Consider the following 18395-nt stretch of genomic DNA (forward strand, 5'->3'; position numbering starts at 1 on the left):
AGAGTCGCTGATGTTACAACCAAAGCGTACAAAATTCCGTAAAGTGCATAAAGGCCGCAACCGTGGTCTGGCGCAGGGCACGGATGTTAGCTTCGGTACTTTCGGTTTGAAAGCTGTTGGCCGTGGTCGTCTGACCGCCCGTCAGATCGAAGCCGCACGTCGTGCAATGACACGTGCAGTTAAGCGTCAAGGTAAAATTTGGATCCGTGTATTCCCGGACAAACCAATTACCGAGAAGCCGCTGGAAGTGCGTATGGGTAAAGGTAAAGGTAACGTGGAGTATTGGGTTGCCTTGATCCAACCGGGCAAAGTCCTGTATGAAATGGACGGCGTTCCGGAAGAGCTTGCCCGTGAAGCATTCAAGCTGGCAGCAGCAAAACTGCCTATCAAAACCACCTTTGTAACTAAGACGGTGATGTAATGAAAGCAACAGAGCTGCGTGAAAAAAGCGTTGAAGAGCTGAACACTGAGCTTCTTAACCTACTGCGTGAGCAGTTTAACCTGCGCATGCAGGCAGCATCCGGCCAGCTGCAACAGTCTCATCTGTTGAAGCAAGTGCGTCGTGATGTTGCACGCGTAAAGACTTTACTGACTGAGAAGGCGGGTGCGTAATGACCGATAAAATCCGTACTCTGCAAGGTCGTGTGACTAGTGACAAAATGGAGAAATCCATGACCGTTGCTATCGAACGTTTTGTGAAACACCCTATCTACGGTAAATTCATCAAGCGTACGACTAAACTGCACGTACATGACGAGAACAATGAATGCGGTATCGGCGACGTGGTTATCATCCGCGAATGCCGCCCGCTGTCCAAGACTAAGTCCTGGACGCTGGTTCGCGTTGTAGAGAAAGCGATTCTGTAATAGAATCAGCCCTCGTTAAAAATAAGATAAACGGCTCGTTTTGAGCCGTTTATTTTTTCTACCCATATGCGAAAAGCAGTGTTATAATGCTGCGCCCTCAATTATGGGCTATCAATCGACCTGAATCAGGTCCCGAAGTAGTAGTTGACATTAGCGGAGCACTAAAATGATCCAAGAACAGACTATGCTGAACGTCGCCGACAACTCCGGTGCACGTCGCGTAATGTGTATCAAGGTTCTGGGTGGCTCGCACCGTCGCTACGCAGGCGTAGGCGATATCATCAAAATTACCATCAAGGAAGCAATTCCTCGCGGTAAGGTTAAGAAAGGTGATGTGCTGAAAGCGGTAGTGGTGCGCACCAGGAAGGGTGTTCGTCGCCCGGACGGTTCTGTCATTCGCTTCGATGGTAATGCATGCGTTATTTTAAATAATAACAGCGAGCAGCCTATCGGAACGCGTATTTTTGGGCCGGTAACTCGTGAACTTCGTACTGAAAAGTTCATGAAAATTATCTCTCTGGCACCAGAAGTACTCTAAGGAGCGAAAAATGGCAGCTAAAATCCGTCGCGATGACGAAGTTGTCGTGCTGACCGGCAAAGATAAAGGTAAGCGCGGTAAAGTTAAGAATGTCCTGTCTTCTGGCAAGGTAATTGTTGAAGGTATCAACCTGGTTAAGAAACATCAGAAGCCGGTTCCGGCCCTGAACCAACCAGGTGGCATCGTTGAAAAGGAAGCTGCTCTGCAGGTTTCTAACGTTGCACTTTACAACACTGCCACCGGCAAGGCGGACCGTGTAGGCTTTAGATTCGAAGACGGCAAAAAAGTCCGTTTCTTCAAGTCTAACAGCGTAACTATCAAGTAATTTGGAGTAGTACGATGGCGAAACTGCATGATTACTACAAAGACGAAGTAGTTAAACAACTCATGACTGAGTTTAGCTACAATTCTGTCATGCAAGTCCCTCGGGTCGAGAAGATCACCCTGAATATGGGTGTGGGTGAAGCGATCGCTGACAAGAAACTGCTGGATAACGCAGCAGCCGACTTGGCAGCAATCTCCGGTCAAAAGCCGTTTATCACCAAAGCACGCAAATCAGTTGCAGGCTTCAAAATCCGTCAGGGCTATCCGATCGGCTGTAAAGTAACTCTGCGTGGCGAACGCATGTGGGAGTTCTTTGAGCGTCTGATTTCTATTGCTGTTCCACGTATCCGTGACTTCCGTGGCTTGTCCGCTAAGTCATTCGATGGCCGTGGAAACTACAGCATGGGCGTTCGTGAGCAGATCATCTTCCCAGAGATCGACTATGACAAAGTCGACCGCGTTCGTGGTTTGGATATCACCATTACCACTACTGCGAAATCTGATGATGAAGGCCGCGCACTTTTGGCTGCTTTTAACTTCCCATTCCGCAAGTAAGGCAGGGTTACTGATGGCTAAGCAATCGATGAAAGCACGCGAAGTCGTTCGCGTGAAACTGGCTGATAAGTACCGCGCTAAACGCGAGGAACTGAAAGCTATCATTTCAGGTGTGAACTCATCCGACGAAGATCGTTGGAATGCTGTTCTCAAGCTGCAAACTCTGCCGCGTGATTCCAGCCCGTCTCGTCAGCGTAAACGCTGCCGCCAAACTGGCCGTCCACATGGTTATGTGGGCAAGTTCGGGTTGAGCCGTATCAAGCTTCGTGAAGCCGCTATGCGCGGTGAAGTACCTGGCTTGAAAAAGGCTAGCTGGTAATTACCAATTGAATCACGGGAGTAAAGACAGATGAGCATGCAAGATCCGATCGCGGATATGCTGACCCGTATCCGTAACGGTCAATCTGCGAATAAAGTAGCGGTTACCATGCCTTCCTCCAAGCTGAAATTGGCTATTGCCAAGCTGCTGAAGGAAGAAGGATATATTGAAGAATTTAAAATCGAAGGCGACACCAAGCCAGAACTGGAACTTACTCTTAAGTATTTCCAGGGCAAGGCAGTGGTAGAGAGCATTCAGCGTGTTAGTCGTCCAGGTCTGCGCATCTACAAACGCAAAGACGAGCTGCCAAAAGTTATGGCAGGACTGGGTATCGCTGTTATTTCTACCTCTAAAGGTGTTATGACCGATCGTGCAGCGCGCCAGGCTGGTCTTGGTGGCGAAATTATCTGCTACGTAGCTTAAGGAGGAATTTATGTCTCGTGTTGCTAAAGCACCTGTCGTGATTCCTGCAGGCGTAGAGGTAAAACTCGACGGTCAGGTAATTTCGATTAAAGGTAAAAACGGCGAGCTGACTCGTACTTTGAACTCTGCTGTAGAAGTTAAGCATGTTGACAACTCCCTGACTTTCGCCCCGCGCGAAGGCTTCACGGATGGTTGGGCACAGGCTGGTACTTCTCGTGCATTGTTGAACGGTATGGTTATCGGTGTTACCGAAGGCTTCTCTAAGAAGTTACAGCTGGTTGGTGTAGGTTATCGTGCAGCCGTTAAAGGCAACTCTGTGAGCTTGGCCCTGGGCTTCTCTCACCCTGTTGACCACGCGCTGCCAGCCGGAATTACTGCTGAATGTCCAACTCAGACTGAGATCGTGCTGAAAGGCGCTGATAAACAGCTGATTGGCCAGGTAGCAGCAGATCTCCGCGCCTACCGTCGTCCTGAGCCTTATAAAGGCAAGGGTGTTCGTTACGCCGACGAAGTCGTGCGTACCAAAGAGGCTAAGAAGAAGTAAGGTAACACTATGGATAAGAAATCTGCTCGTATCCGTCGTGCGACCCGCGCACGCCGTAAGCTCAAAGAGCTTGGTGCAACCCGCCTGGTGGTACATCGTACCCCGCGTCATATTTACGCACAGGTAATTGCTCCAAACGGCTCTGAAATCCTGGTTGCTGCTTCTACTGTAGAAAAAGCAATCGGTGAGCAATTGAAGTACACAGGAAACAAAGACGCCGCAGCAGCTGTTGGTAAAGCAGTAGCTGAGCGCGCAATCGAAAAAGGCATCAAAAATGTTTCTTTCGACCGCTCTGGTTTCCAATATCATGGTCGTGTCCAGGCACTGGCAGATGCTGCCCGTGAAGCTGGCCTACAGTTCTAAGGTAGAGGTGTAAGATGGCACACATCGAAAAACAAGCTGGCGAACTGCAGGAAAAGCTGATCGCGGTAAATCGCGTATCTAAAACCGTTAAAGGCGGTCGTATCTTCTCCTTCACTGCATTGACAGTGGTTGGCGACGGTAACGGTCGTATCGGTTTTGGTTACGGAAAAGCGCGTGAAGTTCCAGCAGCGATCCAGAAAGCTATGGAAAAAGCTCGTCGCAACATGATCAATGTTGCGTTGAACAACGGTACTCTGCAGCACCCTGTTAAAGGTGTGCACACAGGTTCTCGTGTGTTCATGATGCCGGCTTCTGAAGGTACCGGTATTATTGCCGGTGGTGCAATGCGCGCCGTCCTGGAAGTCGCTGGGGTTCATAACGTTTTGGCTAAAGCCTACGGTTCCACTAACCCGATTAACGTGGTTCGTGCAACGCTGGATGGCCTGGGCAACATGAATTCCCCAGAAATGGTCGCTGCTAAGCGTGGCAAATCCGTTGAAGACATTCTGGGGTAATGACCATGGCTAAGACTATTAAGATTACTCAAACCCGCAGTTCGATCGGTCGTTTGCCAAAACACAAGGCAACGCTGCTTGGCCTGGGTCTGCGTCGTATTAACCACACCGTAGAGCGTGAAGACACGCCAGCTGTACGCGGTATGGTCAACGCGATTTCGTACATGGTTAAAGTGGAGGAGTAACAGATGCGTTTAAATACTCTGTCTCCGGCCGAAGGGTCTAAACACGCTGCGAAGCGTGTTGGTCGTGGTATTGGTTCTGGCCTCGGCAAGACCGCTGGTCGTGGTCACAAAGGTCAGAACTCACGTTCTGGCGGTGGCGTACGTCGCGGTTTCGAAGGCGGCCAGATGCCTCTGTACCGTCGTCTGCCGAAATTCGGTTTCACCTCACGCAAAGCAATGGTTACGGCAGAAGTTCGTCTGTCTGACCTGCTGAAAGTGGAAGGCGGAATCGTCGACCTGAACACGCTGAAAGCAGCCAACATTATCGGAATTCAGATTGAATTCGCTAAAGTTATTCTGTCTGGCGAAGTCTCTGCACCGGTAACGGTTCGCGGTCTGCGTGTCACTAAAGGCGCTCGTGCTGCAATCGAAGCTGCTGGCGGTAAAATTGAGGAATAAGTAGCAGATGGCTAAGCAACCAGGATTAGATTTTCAAAGTGCCAAGGGTGGTTTTGGCGAACTAAAACGCAGACTTCTGTTTGTTATTGGTGCGCTGATTGTTTTCCGAATTGGTTCTTTTATTCCGATCCCTGGTATCGATGCCACTGTACTTGCCAAACTGCTTGAGCAACAGCGTGGCACCATCATTGAAATGTTTAACATGTTCTCTGGTGGTGCCCTCAGCCGTGCTTCTATCTTTGCCCTGGGTATTATGCCGTACATTTCGGCCTCTATTATTATCCAGCTGCTGACGGTGGTTCATCCAGCGTTAGCTGAAATAAAGAAAGAAGGGGAGGCTGGCCGTCGTAAGATCAGCCAGTACACCCGTTACGGTACGTTGGTATTAGGGATATTTCAGTCTGTCGGTATTGCTACCGGTTTACCGAATATGCCTGGAATGCAGGGCCTGGTGTTAAACCCAGGCTTTGCTTTCTACTTTACCGCTGTTGTTAGCCTGGTTACCGGAACAATGTTCCTGATGTGGCTGGGTGAACAGATTACTGAGCGAGGTATCGGCAACGGTATCTCAATCATAATCTTCGCTGGTATTGTTGCGGGATTGCCGCCGGCCGTTGGCCATACTATCGAGCAAGCAAGGCAAGGCGACCTGCACTTCCTCCTGTTGCTGTTGGTTGCAGTTCTCGTATTTGCAGTGACCTTCTTCGTTGTTTACGTTGAGCGTGGTCAACGCCGCATTGTGGTGAACTATGCGAAACGTCAGCAAGGCCGTCGTGTCTATGCTGCACAGAGCACACATTTACCGTTGAAAGTGAATATGGCCGGGGTTATCCCAGCAATCTTTGCTTCCAGCATTATTCTGTTCCCAGCGACTATAGCTTCTTGGTTCGGGGGCGGTACCGGTTGGAACTGGCTGACGACTATTTCGATGAATTTGCAGCCCGGACAACCGCTTTATGTGCTACTCTATGCGACTGCAATCATCTTCTTCTGTTTCTTCTACACAGCGCTGGTGTTCAACCCGCGTGAAACAGCAGATAACCTGAAGAAGTCCGGTGCATTTGTACCAGGAATTCGTCCGGGAGAACAGACGGCGAAGTACATCGATAAAGTAATGACTCGCCTGACTTTGGTCGGCGCGCTCTACATTACTTTCATCTGCCTGATCCCGGAGTTCATGCGTGATGCGATGAAAGTCCCATTCTACTTCGGCGGTACATCACTGCTGATCGTAGTGGTTGTCATCATGGACTTTATGGCTCAAGTGCAAACTCTGATGATGTCCAGTCAGTATGAGTCTGCATTGAAGAAAGCAAACCTGAAAGGCTACGGCCGTTAATCAGGCGCTTACTGAAGTTACGGAGAGTAAAAATGAAAGTTCGTGCTTCCGTCAAGAAATTATGTCGTAACTGCAAAATCGTTCGCCGCGAAGGTGTCGTTCGTGTTATTTGCAGCGCCGAGCCTAAGCATAAACAGCGTCAAGGCTAATATTTTTCTTGCAAAGTCGGGTTGAGCTGGCTAGATTAGCCAGCCAATCTTTTGTATGTCTATGCGTTTCCATTTGAGTATCCTGAAAACGGGCTTTTCGGCATGGGACGCATAAGTAATTAAATAGGAGTGCATAGTGGCCCGTATAGCAGGCATTAACATTCCTGATCATAAACATACCGTGATTGCATTAACTGCAATCTTCGGCATCGGTAAGACCCGTTCACAGTCTATCTGTGCAACTACGGGAATCGCTGAAAATGTTAAGATCAGTGAGCTGTCTGAAGAACAAATCGATATTCTGCGTGATGCAGTAGCTAAGTTTGTTGTTGAAGGCGATCTGCGTCGTGAAGTCACCCTGAGCATCAAGCGTCTTATGGACCTTGGCTGCTATCGTGGTTTACGTCATCGTCGTGGTCTTCCAGTTCGCGGTCAGCGTACTAAGACCAACGCACGTACCCGCAAGGGTCCGCGTAAACCGATCAAGAAATAATCGGGGTGATTGAATAATGGCAAAGGCACCAGTTCGTGCACGCAAGCGTGTAAGAAAGCAAGTCTCTGATGGCGTGGCTCATGTCCATGCGTCTTTTAACAACACCATCGTAACTATTACCGATCGTCAGGGTAATGCGCTGGGTTGGGCAACAGCCGGTGGTTCCGGTTTCCGTGGTTCTCGTAAGTCTACGCCATTCGCTGCGCAGGTTGCTGCAGAGCGTTGCGCAGAGGCCGTGAAAGATTACGGTATTAAGAACTTGGAAGTTATGGTTAAGGGTCCAGGTCCAGGCCGCGAATCAACGATTCGTGCTCTGAACGCTGCTGGTTTCCGCATCACGAATATTACTGATGTGACTCCGATCCCTCACAACGGTTGTCGTCCGCCGAAAAAACGTCGCGTATAACGCCCGTTTTTTAGGAATGTTGGAGAAAGAAAATGGCAAGATATTTGGGTCCTAAGCTCAAGCTGAGCCGTCGCGAAGGTACCGACCTCTTTTTGAAGTCAGGCGTTCGCGCGATTGATACCAAGTGTAAGATTGAACAAGCTCCTGGTCAGCACGGTGCGCGTAAACCGCGTCTGTCTGATTATGGTGTGCAGTTACGTGAAAAGCAGAAAGTTCGTCGTACCTACGGCGTGCTGGAGCGTCAGTTCCGTAACTATTATAAAGAAGCAGCTCGTCTGAAAGGCAACACAGGTGAAAACCTGTTAGCACTGCTTGAAGGTCGTCTGGATAACGTTGTTTACCGTATGGGCTTTGGCGCTACTCGTGCAGAATCACGTCAGTTAGTTAGCCACAAATCTATCATGGTAAACGGTCGCGTTGTCAGCATCGCTTCTTATCAGGTAACTCCGAATGACGTTGTTAGCATCCGTGAGAAAGCCAAAAAGCAGTCTCGCGTGAAAGCCGCTCTGGAGCTGGCTGAACAGCGTGAAAAGCCAACCTGGCTGGAAGTTGATGCGACTAAGATGGAAGGTGTGTTCAAACGTATTCCTGAACGTACCGATCTGTCTGCGGACATTAACGAACACCTGATCGTCGAGCTTTACTCCAAGTAAAGCTTAGTACCAAAGAGAGGACACAATGCAGGGTTCTGTGACAGAGTTTCTAAAACCGCGCCTGGTAGATATCGAGCAAGTGAGTTCGACGCACGCCAAGGTGACCCTTGAGCCTTTAGAGCGTGGCTTTGGCCATACTCTTGGTAACGCACTGCGCCGTATTCTGCTTTCATCCATGCCGGGTTGCGCGGTGACCGAGGTTGAAATTGATGGTGTACTACATGAGTACAGCACCAAAGAGGGCGTACAGGAAGATATCCTGGAAATCCTGCTCAACCTGAAAGGGCTGGCGGTAAGAGTTCAGGGGAAAGATGAAGTTATTCTCACCTTGAATAAATCTGGCATTGGCCCTGTAACTGCAGCCGATATCACCCATGATGGTGATGTCGAAGTCGTCAAGCCGCAGCACGTGATTTGCCACCTGACCGATGAGAACGCTGCGATTAGCATGCGTATCAAAATTCAGCGTGGTCGCGGTTATGTGCCGGCTTCTGCCCGAATTCATTCGGAAGAAGATGAGCGCCCGATCGGTCGTCTGTTGGTAGACGCCTGTTACAGCCCTGTAGAGCGTATAGCCTACAATGTTGAAGCAGCGCGTGTTGAACAGCGTACTGACCTGGACAAGCTGGTTATCGAAATGGAAACCAACGGCACTATAGATCCTGAAGAAGCGATCCGCCGTGCGGCTACCATCCTGGCAGAACAACTTGAAGCATTCGTTGACTTACGTGATGTACGTCAGCCGGAAGTTAAAGAAGAGAAGCCAGAATTCGATCCAATCTTGCTGCGCCCTGTTGACGATCTGGAATTGACTGTCCGCTCTGCTAACTGCCTTAAGGCAGAAGCTATCCACTACATCGGTGATCTGGTACAGCGTACCGAGGTTGAGCTGCTTAAAACGCCTAACCTTGGTAAAAAATCTCTTACCGAGATTAAAGATGTGCTGGCTTCGCGTGGACTGTCTCTGGGCATGCGCCTGGAAAACTGGCCACCCGCTAGCATTGCTGATGAATAAACCGATCACAGGTTAAGGTTTCACTGAGAAGGATAAGGTCATGCGCCATCGTAAGAGTGGTCGTCAACTGAACCGCAACAGCAGCCATCGTCAGGCTATGTTCCGCAACATGGCTGGCTCTTTGGTTCGTCACGAGATTATCAAGACGACCCTGCCAAAAGCGAAAGAGCTGCGTCGCGTAGTTGAGCCGCTGATTACTCTTGCCAAGACCGATAGCGTAGCTAATCGTCGTCTGGCATTCGCCCGTACTCGTGATAACGAGATCGTGGCAAAACTGTTTAATGAGCTCGGCCCGCGTTTTGCGAGTCGTGCAGGTGGTTACACTCGCATTCTGAAGTGTGGCTTCCGCGCTGGTGACAACGCTCCGATGGCTTACATCGAGCTCGTTGATCGTCCAGAAGCTCAAGCAGAAGCTGTAGCAGAGTAATCTGTTGCACTACGGAAAAACCGGGCTTGCCCGGTTTTTTTATGTCTAAAATTCCCCTCAGCCCTTTCAAGCGTTATCCTCATCCCTTCCTTCTCCATTTAGCGAGTCCAATATGTGGCTTATTGATCGACTGGTAGAGCAACATATCTCTGAAGCACAAAAGAACGGTGAGCTGGACGATCTGCCCGGCAGCGGTAAAAAGCTTGAGCTGGATGATGACAGTCATGTTCCAGTTGAATTACGCGCGGCCTATCGTCTGATGAAAAATTCTGGCTATCTGCCACCTGAACTGGAAATGCGTCGTGAAGCGGTCGAACTTGACCAACTCCTTGCAGGGCTTGAGCCCGATGATCATCGCTATGATCAGCATGCTAAGCGTCTGGTCTTACTTGAACTAAAACTCAGACAAGCGGGTATGAGCACTACGTTCCTGCGCGGTGACTACAGTAATCACGTTCAAAAGCGGTTCAAAGGAGAGAGTGATGTTTAAAATTGGGCAACTGGCTAAGCTGGCCGATGTTACGCCAGATACCATCCGCTACTACGAAAAGCAGCAGATGATGGACCATGAAATCCGAACTGAAGGCGGATTCCGTCTTTATAGCGATAAGGATCTGCAGCGTTTGAAGTTTATTCGTTATGGCAGACAGTTGGGTTTTAGTCTTGAAGCGATCCGGGAACTACTGTCGATCCGCGTTGATCCGGAGCATCATACCTGCCAGGAATCGAAAACCATCGTCCAGTCACGCTTGCAGGAAGTCGAAGGAATGATTGCCGAATTGCAGAATATGCAGCGTTCACTACGGCGATTAAATGATGCCTGCTGCGGGACTTCACACAGCAGCGTTTACTGTTCAATCCTTGAGGCACTGGAAAAGGGGGAAATTGCTGCAGCAGATTGATTTTTTATTCAACGGGTTCTATATTCATGCCGTCATTCATGAAAGGAAAATCACATGTCAGGTTATCAACATAAGAAAGGTGTCATACGCGACAATGCGATTGAAGCGTTACTGCACGATCCATTATTCAAAGTTCGGATAGAAGTGAATCAAAAAGGCAAAGGCAGCTTCCGGCGTAAAGACAAACACAAGAAGAAGGGTAACTGGGAGGCCAGTGGTAAAGACAGCTTTACCACTGGCCTTCTGCTTTCAGAGCAAAAAAAAACCGCCAGGAGCGGTTTTTTTACAGCCAATGCCAGAATTATGGCTGGCCGTTCTGCTGCTTGAGCAGATCGCGAATTTCCGTTAACAGCGTCTCTTCTGCACTTGGTTTCGCCGCTGGTTTTTCCACTTCTTTTTTCTGATACAACTTGTTCATTACCTTGATCGCCATAAAGATTGCGAAGGCAACGATCACAAAATCAAATACCGTCTGAAGGAAAATTCCGTATTGCATCACAACCGCTGGGGTTTCGCCTTCTGCAGGCTTCAATATCCAGCTGAATGATTTGAAATCTACACCACCAATCAGTAACCCTAGCGGTGGCATAATGATATTCGCCACCAGAGAAGAAACGATCTTACCAAATGCTGCACCGATGATGACACCGACCGCCAGGTCGACAACATTGCCGCGCATAGCAAAATCGCGAAACTCTTTGAATAAACTCATTGTTATCTCCTTTCCTGTGCCAATTGTTAAGTCTAACAAACGATTGGTTTTTTTCCATGGTGATGGGTGAATAAATGAATTATCACCGGAATAAAGCAGCCGGCAGTAAAATCCACCGGCGCGAAACTACAGGAAGAACGGACTCGGCTGGAAGAGGCGTTCAACATCGGGCACAAACTTCTTGTCAGTAAGGAACATGATGACGTGATCGCCTTGCTCAATACGCAAATTATCATTGGCGATCATGACATCATTACCTCGCACAACGGCCCCGATGATGGTGCCTGGAGGCAGTTTGATATCATTAATCAGTCTGCCCACCACGCGCGACGTCGTTTCATCACCATGAGCGATGGCTTCAATGGCTTCTGCAACACCGCGGCGTAATGACGAAACCCCGACAATATCAGCTTTACGGACATGCCCCAGCAATGCGGAAATAGTTGCCTGCTGTGGTGAGATGGCAATATCTATCACGCTGCCCTGCACCAGATCGACATAGGCTTTACGTTGGATGAGCACCATTACTTTTTTCGCGCCCATCCGTTTGGCGAGCATAGCCGACATAATGTTGGCTTCGTCATCATTGGTGATGGCAATGAACAGATCTATTTGATCGATGTGTTCTTCTTCAAGCAGTTCTTGATCGGAAGCATCACCATAAAACACGATGGTGTTTTGCAGCTGCTCTGCCAACTCTGCTGCACGTTGCTGATCGCGTTCGATCAGTTTAACGCTGTAATCTTTTTCCAGCCGCTGGGCGAGTCCAAAGCCAATATTACCGCCGCCGACGATCATAATGCGCTTGTACGGTTTTTCCAGACGCTGGTATTCGCTCATTACCGCCCGGATATTTTGGCTGGCAGCGATAAAGAAAACTTCATCACCGGCTTCTACAATCGTCGATCCTTGCGGACGGATGGGACGATCCTGACGGAAGATAGCCGCTACGCGCGTATCAATATGCGGCATATGTTCACGCATGACGGCCAGCGCATTGCCGACCAACGGGCCGCCATAATACGCCTTCACAACCGCGAGACTCACTTTGCCCTCTGCAAAATTCACTACCTGCAATGCCCCTGGGTACTCGATCAACCGGTAGATGTTATCGATCACTAACTGCTCTGGCGAAATCAAATGATCGATTGGGATCGCTTCCGGGACAAACAGTTTTTCCGCATCCCTGATGTAGTCCGGAGCACGAATACGGGCAATACGGTTGGGGGTGTTAAACAGCGAGTAGGCAATCTGACAGGCGATCATATTCGTTTCATCCGAATTGGTCACCGCAACCAACATATCGGCATCTTCGGCGCCCGCTTCACGTAATACGCGAGGATGTGACCCGTGCCCCTGTACGACACGCAGGTCGAATTTATCCTGCAACTGACGCAGACGATTCGAATCAGTATCTACGACAGTAATGTCGTTGTTTTCACCAACCAGGTTTTCGGCGAGTGTGCCACCTACCTGACCGGCGCCAAGAATGATTATTTTCATTTTGTTTTAGTCTGATTCGTTGGGAGTCAACCTGGCCGGGAATCTGTCCCCGGCCGGCGCAGTTATCGTTTTAGTAATTTTGCATAGAAGAAGCCGTCGCCATCCTGTGGAGCAGGGAAGACCTGCAGACCCGGATGGTTGGCATCGCCTGTATCAGACAGCATGGCATCTTCATGGCGTTCAAGGAAAGCGGCAACCTGCAGATGATTCTCTTCCGGCAGGATGGAGCAGGTTGCATACAGCAATGTACCGCCAGGCTTCAGATGCGGCCAGATAGCATCCAGGATCTGCTGCTGCAAAGCTGCAAGCTCAGGGATGTCACGATCGCGGCGTAGCCATTTAATATCAGGATGACGGCGGATAACACCGGTTGCCGAGCAAGGGGCATCTAACAGAATGCGGTCAAACTGTTTGTCGCCACACCATGTTTCTGGGAGACAACCGTCGCCAACCTTTACCTCTGCCGTCATATTGAGACGCAGTAGATTTTCGTTAATCCTGGCCAGACGTTGCTCATCAATATCCACCGCCAGTACAGTTGCCTGTGGCGCTGCTTCAAGAATATGAGTGGTTTTGCCGCCCGGAGCGGCGCAGAGGTCGAGAATAGATTCGCCATTTTGCGGATCCAACAGCGCCACGCATCCTTGTGCAGAAGCATCCTGAACCGTCACCCAGCCCAGATCAAATCCCGGCAGCTGTGACACCGGGCAAGGCGTCTCTAGTCGTAAAGCATCTGCATGTAGTGGGTGCGGCTCGGCTTCTTTGCCTGCTTCCTGTAACAGCTTCAGCCAGGCATCCCGGCTATGGTGTTGGCGATTAACACGCAGCCACATTGGCGGCCGCAGATTATTGGCCTCAACAATGGCTTCCCAGTTATTCGGCCACGCACGCTTCAGTCTTTCCAGCAGCCATTTCGGATGCAGGTATTTCTGGTCGCCAATGTTCATCTGCTGCACCAACTCGTCCTGCTTACGCTGGAATTGACGCAATACACCGTTAATCAATCCCTTAAACTGCTGTCGTTTCAGGGAGATTGCACCTTCAACCGTTTCTGCCAGCGCGGCATGAGCGGGAATGCGGGTGAAGATCAGCTGATAAAGGCCAACCATTACCAGGAAGTGAATGGTACGTTGTTTGCCCGTCATCGGGCGTTCCATCAGCTGGCCAATAATCCATTCCAGTTGAGGAAGGGTACGCAACACGCCATAGCAAAGCTCTTGCAGCAGCGCAGCATCTTTCTCAGCCACGGATTTCTGCGCAGCAGGCAGCACGTTACTGAGCGACTGGCCTTGCTCGACCACTTTTTCGATAGTCTGGGCAGCAATGCTGCGCAAATTGGTATTTTTTTTCATAGGGATCGCAAGTCAAAATCAGCCCGGATGTGAACCGGGCGAGGCATCAGGCAAGAATGTTGCCCGGCGTGAACCACTCTCGGCGGGAGTTCAGCAGATCCTGCACTTTCATCGGCTTTTTGCCGGCAGGTTGCAGTTCTTCAATGTTCAGGACACCGTCAGCGGTGGCAACCTGAATGCCGTTTTTATCGGCCTGAACGATCTTGCCGGGATGTTGATCTGAGTGAGGCAATACGGTCGCTTTCCAGACTTTTACTGGCTGGTCATCGACAGTGAAATAGCTAACAGGCCACGGGTTGAAGGCACGTATGCAGCGTTCCAGCTGGGCAGCCGAAAGGCTCCAGTCCAGCTTAGCTTCTTCCTTGCTTAGCTTCTCGGCATAGCTGACCTGCGCTTCATCCTGAACTTCAGGCTTCGCAGTGCCGTCAGCCAGCTGCGATAAGGTGACCAACATACCTTCAGGGCCCAGCTCAGCCAGCTTGCTGTAAAGCGTGGCGCTGGTATCTTCAGGCCCGATTGGGCAAGCAAGCTTATACAACATATCGCCCGTATCCAGCCCGACGTCCATTTGCATAATCGTCACGCCGGTTTCGCTGTCTCCTGCCCACAGTGAGCGTTGGATTGGCGCAGCGCCACGCCATTTTGGCAGCAGCGACCCGTGCACGTTGATACAACCCAGACGTGGCATCGCCAACACCGGCGCTGGCAGGATCAAACCATAGGCGACCACCACCATCACATCAGCGCGTAAATCGGCAACCAGCTGCTGGTTTTCTTCCGGCCGGAGGGATTTTGGCTGAAACACCGGGAGATTGTGTTGCTCGGCCAGCAGCTTAACCGGGCTGGCGGTGAGTTTATTTCCACGGCCTGCCGGACGGTCTGGCTGCGTAAAAACGCCAACAACGTTATGCCCAGAAGACAACAGCGCGTCTAAATGACGCGCTGCAAAGTCTGGAGTGCCGGCAAAGATAATATTCAGGGCTTCAGACACGCTTTTCCCTTATTCAGGCTCGTTTTGATCGCGAGCAGTCTGGCGATAAAGTTTTTCCAGCTTCTGGCGGATACGCTGGCGCTTCATCGGCGACAGGTAGTCAATAAACAGTTTACCGACCAGATGATCCATTTCGTGTTGAATACAGATAGCCAGTAAACCATCTGCTTCCAGCTCATAGCTGTTTCCTTCACGATCCAGCGCGCGTATTTTGACTTTTTCAGCGCGGGGAACCAGCGCACGCTGTTCAGGAATGGAGAGGCAACCCTCTTCAATTCCCGTTTCGCCGCTTTTTTCCAACATTTCGGGGTTGATAAGCACAAGACGTTCTTCGCGATTTTCAGAAACGTCAATCACGATAATGCGCTGATGGATATCGACCTGAGTGGCCGCCAACCCGATACCTTCTTCGGCATACATCGTTTCAAACATATCATCGACGATGCGCTGAATATCGGCATTCACTTCTTTAACGGGTTTCGCAACGATGCGCAGGCGCTCGTCAGGAAAATGTAATACCTGCAAAACTGACATAACTTTCCAGATCTGTGTTCAAGGGATTAGATATTTATCTTTCTTATTGTAGACATTTCGGTCGGTGATTGACAGCATTCCCGCTACGTTAGCCTTAGGGACTTTTCAGTATTTACAGGGATGCATCATGACACCAACGGAGATTTGGTTACGTCTTTCCGGCGTTGCAGGTATACGCAACCAGCAACGAATGAGGGTTGTGGATTGCTTGATTCAAACGGCCAGTGTGGCAGAGAGAGATCTCATCCGCGCCGGCTTAAATGAGGAACAACGGCAGGCCTTTCTCAACTACGCTCCAACGATTGTGGAGGAAACCCTTCTTTGGCTGGAGCAACCTCAGCACCATCTTTTGACATGCGACAATTCTAACTATCCGGAACGATTGAAAAATATTGCCAGCTATCCGCCGCTGCTTTTCATTGCGGGTGACCCTGACCTTTTACTGACGCCGCAAATTGCTATCGTGGGGAGCCGTAGATGTTCGCCTTATGGCAGAAATTGGGGTAGCTATTTCGCTCAAACATTGGCGTTAAGTGGTATTACCATCTCCTCTGGACTGGCATTGGGAATAGATGGGATTGCTCATCGTGCGGCACTTGAGGTCGGGGGGAAAACCCTCGCGGTATTGGGCAGCGGCCTGAACCACCTTTATCCCCGACAGCATATCTCTCTGGCACAGGAGATTATCGCAAGTGGTGGTGCGGTGATCTCTGAATTCCCATTATCCACTTCGCCGGTTGCGCACAATTTTCCCCGGCGTAATCGTATCATCAGCGGTTTGAGCCTGGGCGTATTAGTGGTGGAAGCGACTTTAAAAAGCGGCTCATTGGTGACCGCGAAGCTGGCTTTAGAGCAAAATCGCGATGTGTATGCTTTGCCTGGCGCTATTGGCAATCCGGGTAGTGAAGGCACTCATTGGTTGATTCAGCAGGGCGCGTTATTAACGGCACATCCCCATTCCATCCTTGAACAGCTGCAAAGTGACCTCAAATGGTTGTCCGATACGTCAAATTCAACAATATATTCACATCAGCAGGGCAATAGTCCATTGCCATTTGCTGATGTGTTGGCTAACGTAGGAGATGAGGTTACACCTGTTGACGTCGTCGCTGAACGTGCCGGCCAACCTGTGCCAACCATCGTAGCTAAGCTGCTTGAGTTGGAGTTAGCAGGATGGATCGCAGCTGTACCCGGCGGCTATGTCCGATTGAGGAGGGCAAGCCATGTTCGACGTACTAATGTACTTATTTGAAACGTATATCCACAACGAGGCAGAAATGCGCGTTGATCAGGATAAATTGACTGATGATTTAACCGATGCCGGTTTTCATCGTGAAGATATTTATAATGCGTTGAACTGGTTGGAAAAGCTCGCAGATTATCAGGAGGGACTTGTCGCTCCGATCCTGCTGGCTACCGATCCGCTGTCTATGCGTATCTACACCGAGGAAGAGAGTCAGCGTTTAGATGCTAACTGTCGGGGCTTTATTTTGTTCCTGGAGCAAATTCAGGTACTGAATCTTGAAACCCGGGAAATGGTCATCGAACGTATTATGGCCCTCGATACTATCGAGTTTGATCTTGAAGATCTCAAATGGGTGGTGCTGATGGTGCTGTTTAATATCCCAGGATGTGAAAACGCTTATCAACAGATGGAAGAACTTCTTTTCGACGTCAACGAAGGAATAGTGCACTGAAGATCGTCTTCGTGTAAGAAATGTTATGAATAAAACAGCGCTTTTCGCTGTGCGAAAAAATGAACCCTGCCCCCAATGTGGGGCAGAACTGGTTATTCGCTCCGGCAAACACGGCGCTTTTCTCGGCTGTTCACAGTATCCCGAGTGTGATTACATTCGCCCCCTGAGAAGTCTGGCAGATAGCAACATAGTCAAAGTTCTGGAAGGACAGTTCTGTCCTGAATGTCAGTCGGAACTGGTTTTACGCCAGGGACGTTTCGGCATGTTTGTCGGTTGTAGCCGCTACCCGGAATGTGAACATACTGAAGTTATCGATAAGCCCGATACCACGACCCTTGCCTGCCCTCAGTGCAATCAAGGGAAGCTGGTTCAGCGGCGGTCACGGTATGGCAAAATCTTCCACGCATGCGAACGCTATCCAGATTGCCAGTTTGCGGTCAACTTCACGCCAGTCGAGGGTGAATGTGAGTTTTGTCATTTCCCTCTTTTAATAGAGAAAAAAACGGCTCGCGGTCTTCGGCGTTATTGCGCCAGCAAAGCCTGTGGTAAGCCGGTAACATCAGGAATCAGCAGTGAAGAATGAGTCCGTCCCAGGTTCTGTAGAAGCCTGTATTCACCAACTTCGGCAAAATGCCGTCATTGCCTATCCTACTGAGGCTGTTTTTGGCCTGGGGTGCAATCCTGACAGTGAGTCAGCGGTAATGGCTTTGTTGGCATTAAAGCAGCGGCCTGTGGAGAAAGGGCTGATCCTTATCGCTGCAAATTATGCTCAGCTTCAGCCCTACATCGATGATTTCAGCCTTACTGATGCGCAGAAAGAGAAGATGCTCGCCTCGTGGCCGGGTCCGGTTACCTGGGTGATGCCTTCACGCACCTTAACTCCTCGCTGGCTGACTGGCCGTTTTGATTCTCTGGCAGTCAGAGTCACTGACCATCCTGATGTGCAGCGTCTTTGTTTGGGCTTTGGTAAACCGCTGGTGTCTACCAGTGCGAATTTAACCGGGCTTGAACCTTGCCGTACTGCCGCTGAAGTTCATCAGCAGTTTGGAGCTGACTTCCCGGTCTTTCTGGGAAATACCGGCGGTCGACTGAACCCCTCAGAGATTCGGGATGTTTTAACCGGCGAACTCATTCGTCAGGGCTAACAGGAAA

The 18395-nt window shown here is 50.0% G+C and carries 32 protein-coding genes; 27 read left to right on the top strand and 5 right to left on the bottom strand.

Annotated features, from left to right (window positions below; all coding sequences use genetic code 11):
* Positions 1–10: 10 nt before the first annotated feature.
* From rplP to AC1UKS_RS02255, 23 genes are all read left to right on the top strand, one after another.
* Positions 11–421, top strand: coding sequence for a 50S ribosomal protein L16 (gene rplP, locus AC1UKS_RS02145; protein WP_002438716.1), 411 nt, complete (start codon positions 11–13; stop codon positions 419–421).
* A complete protein-coding gene (gene rpmC, locus AC1UKS_RS02150; RefSeq protein WP_013204129.1) occupies positions 421–612 on the top strand; it encodes a 50S ribosomal protein L29 in 192 nt (63 codons plus the stop codon). The genes rplP and rpmC overlap by 1 nt, the downstream gene beginning before the upstream one ends.
* A complete protein-coding gene (gene rpsQ / locus AC1UKS_RS02155; RefSeq protein WP_013204128.1) occupies positions 612–866 on the top strand; it encodes a 30S ribosomal protein S17 in 255 nt (84 codons plus the stop codon). Before rpmC ends, rpsQ begins: the two co-directional genes overlap by 1 nt.
* Before the next feature lie 166 nt (positions 867–1032).
* Entirely contained in the window at positions 1033–1404 is a 372-nt protein-coding gene (gene rplN, locus AC1UKS_RS02160) for a 50S ribosomal protein L14 (protein WP_004160583.1), read from the top strand.
* Positions 1405–1414: 10 nt separating this feature from the next.
* Positions 1415–1729 (top strand): 50S ribosomal protein L24, encoded by a 315-nt coding sequence (gene rplX, locus AC1UKS_RS02165; protein ID WP_013204127.1) that lies wholly within the window; start codon positions 1415–1417, stop codon positions 1727–1729.
* A 14-nt stretch (positions 1730–1743) separates the two neighbouring features.
* The gene (gene rplE, locus AC1UKS_RS02170; protein ID WP_013204126.1) at positions 1744–2283 is read left to right on the top strand and encodes a 50S ribosomal protein L5; all 540 of its coding nucleotides are present in this window, start codon (positions 1744–1746) and stop codon (positions 2281–2283) included.
* A gap of 13 nt (positions 2284–2296) precedes the next feature.
* Positions 2297–2602, top strand: a complete 306-nt coding sequence (gene rpsN / locus AC1UKS_RS02175) for a 30S ribosomal protein S14 (RefSeq protein WP_013204125.1) — start codon at positions 2297–2299, stop codon at positions 2600–2602.
* 30 nt (positions 2603–2632) lie between these two features.
* Positions 2633–3025, top strand: a complete 393-nt coding sequence (gene rpsH, locus AC1UKS_RS02180) for a 30S ribosomal protein S8 (RefSeq protein ID WP_013204124.1) — start codon at positions 2633–2635, stop codon at positions 3023–3025.
* 10 nt (positions 3026–3035) lie between these two features.
* A complete protein-coding gene (gene rplF / locus AC1UKS_RS02185) occupies positions 3036–3569 on the top strand; it encodes a 50S ribosomal protein L6 (protein ID WP_265908930.1) in 534 nt (177 codons plus the stop codon).
* Positions 3570–3578: 9 nt separating this feature from the next.
* The gene (rplR, locus tag AC1UKS_RS02190) at positions 3579–3932 is read left to right on the top strand and encodes a 50S ribosomal protein L18 (RefSeq protein ID WP_013204122.1); all 354 of its coding nucleotides are present in this window, start codon (positions 3579–3581) and stop codon (positions 3930–3932) included.
* Between the two features lie 14 nt (positions 3933–3946).
* Positions 3947–4447 carry a 30S ribosomal protein S5 gene (gene rpsE, locus AC1UKS_RS02195; RefSeq protein ID WP_013204121.1) on the top strand — a complete coding sequence of 167 codons (501 nt, stop codon included), beginning with the start codon at positions 3947–3949 and terminating at the stop codon, positions 4445–4447.
* A 5-nt stretch (positions 4448–4452) separates the two neighbouring features.
* A complete protein-coding gene (gene rpmD / locus AC1UKS_RS02200) occupies positions 4453–4632 on the top strand; it encodes a 50S ribosomal protein L30 (RefSeq protein ID WP_004160569.1) in 180 nt (59 codons plus the stop codon).
* A 3-nt stretch (positions 4633–4635) separates the two neighbouring features.
* Entirely contained in the window at positions 4636–5070 is a 435-nt protein-coding gene (gene rplO / locus AC1UKS_RS02205; RefSeq protein ID WP_013204120.1) for a 50S ribosomal protein L15, read from the top strand.
* A 7-nt stretch (positions 5071–5077) separates the two neighbouring features.
* The gene (gene secY / locus AC1UKS_RS02210) at positions 5078–6409 is read left to right on the top strand and encodes a preprotein translocase subunit SecY (RefSeq protein ID WP_013204119.1); all 1332 of its coding nucleotides are present in this window, start codon (positions 5078–5080) and stop codon (positions 6407–6409) included.
* Between the two features lie 32 nt (positions 6410–6441).
* Entirely contained in the window at positions 6442–6558 is a 117-nt protein-coding gene (gene rpmJ, locus AC1UKS_RS02215; protein ID WP_013204118.1) for a 50S ribosomal protein L36, read from the top strand.
* 136 nt (positions 6559–6694) lie between these two features.
* Complete coding sequence (gene rpsM / locus AC1UKS_RS02220) at positions 6695–7051, top strand: 30S ribosomal protein S13 (protein WP_013204117.1); 357 nt, start codon at positions 6695–6697, stop codon at positions 7049–7051.
* 16 nt (positions 7052–7067) lie between these two features.
* Positions 7068–7457 (top strand): 30S ribosomal protein S11, encoded by a 390-nt coding sequence (rpsK, locus tag AC1UKS_RS02225; RefSeq protein ID WP_004160563.1) that lies wholly within the window; start codon positions 7068–7070, stop codon positions 7455–7457.
* Between the two features lie 32 nt (positions 7458–7489).
* Positions 7490–8110 carry a 30S ribosomal protein S4 gene (rpsD, locus tag AC1UKS_RS02230; RefSeq protein WP_012442832.1) on the top strand — a complete coding sequence of 207 codons (621 nt, stop codon included), beginning with the start codon at positions 7490–7492 and terminating at the stop codon, positions 8108–8110.
* 25 nt (positions 8111–8135) lie between these two features.
* Positions 8136–9125 carry a DNA-directed RNA polymerase subunit alpha gene (locus AC1UKS_RS02235; protein WP_013204116.1) on the top strand — a complete coding sequence of 330 codons (990 nt, stop codon included), beginning with the start codon at positions 8136–8138 and terminating at the stop codon, positions 9123–9125.
* Between the two features lie 40 nt (positions 9126–9165).
* On the top strand, positions 9166–9552 hold the full coding sequence (rplQ, locus tag AC1UKS_RS02240; RefSeq protein WP_004160560.1) for a 50S ribosomal protein L17: 387 nt from the start codon (positions 9166–9168) through the stop codon (positions 9550–9552).
* Positions 9553–9664: 112 nt separating this feature from the next.
* Positions 9665–10042, top strand: coding sequence for a DnaJ family domain-containing protein (locus AC1UKS_RS02245; protein WP_482435574.1), 378 nt, complete (start codon positions 9665–9667; stop codon positions 10040–10042).
* Positions 10035–10454, top strand: a complete 420-nt coding sequence (zntR, locus tag AC1UKS_RS02250; RefSeq protein ID WP_013204114.1) for a Zn(2+)-responsive transcriptional regulator — start codon at positions 10035–10037, stop codon at positions 10452–10454. Before AC1UKS_RS02245 ends, zntR begins: the two co-directional genes overlap by 8 nt.
* A 54-nt stretch (positions 10455–10508) precedes the next feature.
* Positions 10509–10781 (top strand): alternative ribosome-rescue factor A, encoded by a 273-nt coding sequence (locus tag AC1UKS_RS02255; RefSeq protein ID WP_482435576.1) that lies wholly within the window; start codon positions 10509–10511, stop codon positions 10779–10781.
* Here AC1UKS_RS02255 and mscL read toward each other — a convergent pair.
* The 5 genes from mscL to def all read right to left on the bottom strand — a co-directional run bounded on the left by mscL (position 10756) and on the right by def (position 15546).
* Positions 10756–11166, bottom strand: coding sequence for a large-conductance mechanosensitive channel protein MscL (gene mscL, locus AC1UKS_RS02260; protein WP_013204113.1), 411 nt, complete (start codon positions 11164–11166; stop codon positions 10756–10758). The two genes, AC1UKS_RS02255 and mscL, sit on opposite strands and share 26 nt — an antisense overlap.
* Before the next feature lie 126 nt (positions 11167–11292).
* Positions 11293–12669: a Trk system potassium transporter TrkA gene (trkA, locus tag AC1UKS_RS02265; protein ID WP_105760321.1), complete on the bottom strand. Its 1377-nt coding sequence runs from the start codon at positions 12667–12669 to the stop codon at positions 11293–11295.
* Positions 12670–12731: 62 nt separating this feature from the next.
* A complete protein-coding gene (gene rsmB / locus AC1UKS_RS02270; protein ID WP_482435578.1) occupies positions 12732–14021 on the bottom strand; it encodes a 16S rRNA (cytosine(967)-C(5))-methyltransferase RsmB in 1290 nt (429 codons plus the stop codon).
* A gap of 46 nt (positions 14022–14067) precedes the next feature.
* Entirely contained in the window at positions 14068–15012 is a 945-nt protein-coding gene (gene fmt, locus AC1UKS_RS02275) for a methionyl-tRNA formyltransferase (RefSeq protein ID WP_482435580.1), read from the bottom strand.
* A gap of 9 nt (positions 15013–15021) precedes the next feature.
* Entirely contained in the window at positions 15022–15546 is a 525-nt protein-coding gene (def, locus tag AC1UKS_RS02280) for a peptide deformylase (protein WP_013204109.1), read from the bottom strand.
* A gap of 127 nt (positions 15547–15673) precedes the next feature.
* Here def and dprA point away from each other — a divergent pair, with 127 nt between their 5' ends.
* From dprA to tsaC, 4 genes are read left to right on the top strand one after another with little or no spacing between them, the layout of a single operon-like run.
* Entirely contained in the window at positions 15674–16798 is a 1125-nt protein-coding gene (gene dprA / locus AC1UKS_RS02285) for a DNA-protecting protein DprA (RefSeq protein ID WP_265908937.1), read from the top strand.
* Positions 16770–17243 (top strand): DUF494 family protein Smg, encoded by a 474-nt coding sequence (gene smg, locus AC1UKS_RS02290; protein WP_265908938.1) that lies wholly within the window; start codon positions 16770–16772, stop codon positions 17241–17243. Before dprA ends, smg begins: the two co-directional genes overlap by 29 nt.
* Positions 17244–17268: 25 nt before the next feature.
* Positions 17269–17826 carry a DNA topoisomerase family protein gene (locus AC1UKS_RS02295; protein WP_482435583.1) on the top strand — a complete coding sequence of 186 codons (558 nt, stop codon included), beginning with the start codon at positions 17269–17271 and terminating at the stop codon, positions 17824–17826.
* Positions 17816–18388 (top strand): L-threonylcarbamoyladenylate synthase type 1 TsaC, encoded by a 573-nt coding sequence (tsaC, locus tag AC1UKS_RS02300; RefSeq protein WP_482435585.1) that lies wholly within the window; start codon positions 17816–17818, stop codon positions 18386–18388. The genes AC1UKS_RS02295 and tsaC overlap by 11 nt, the downstream gene beginning before the upstream one ends.
* Positions 18389–18395 lie beyond the last annotated feature (7 nt).

Source organism: Erwinia sp. AK-PDG3-5 (assembly GCF_056821705.1).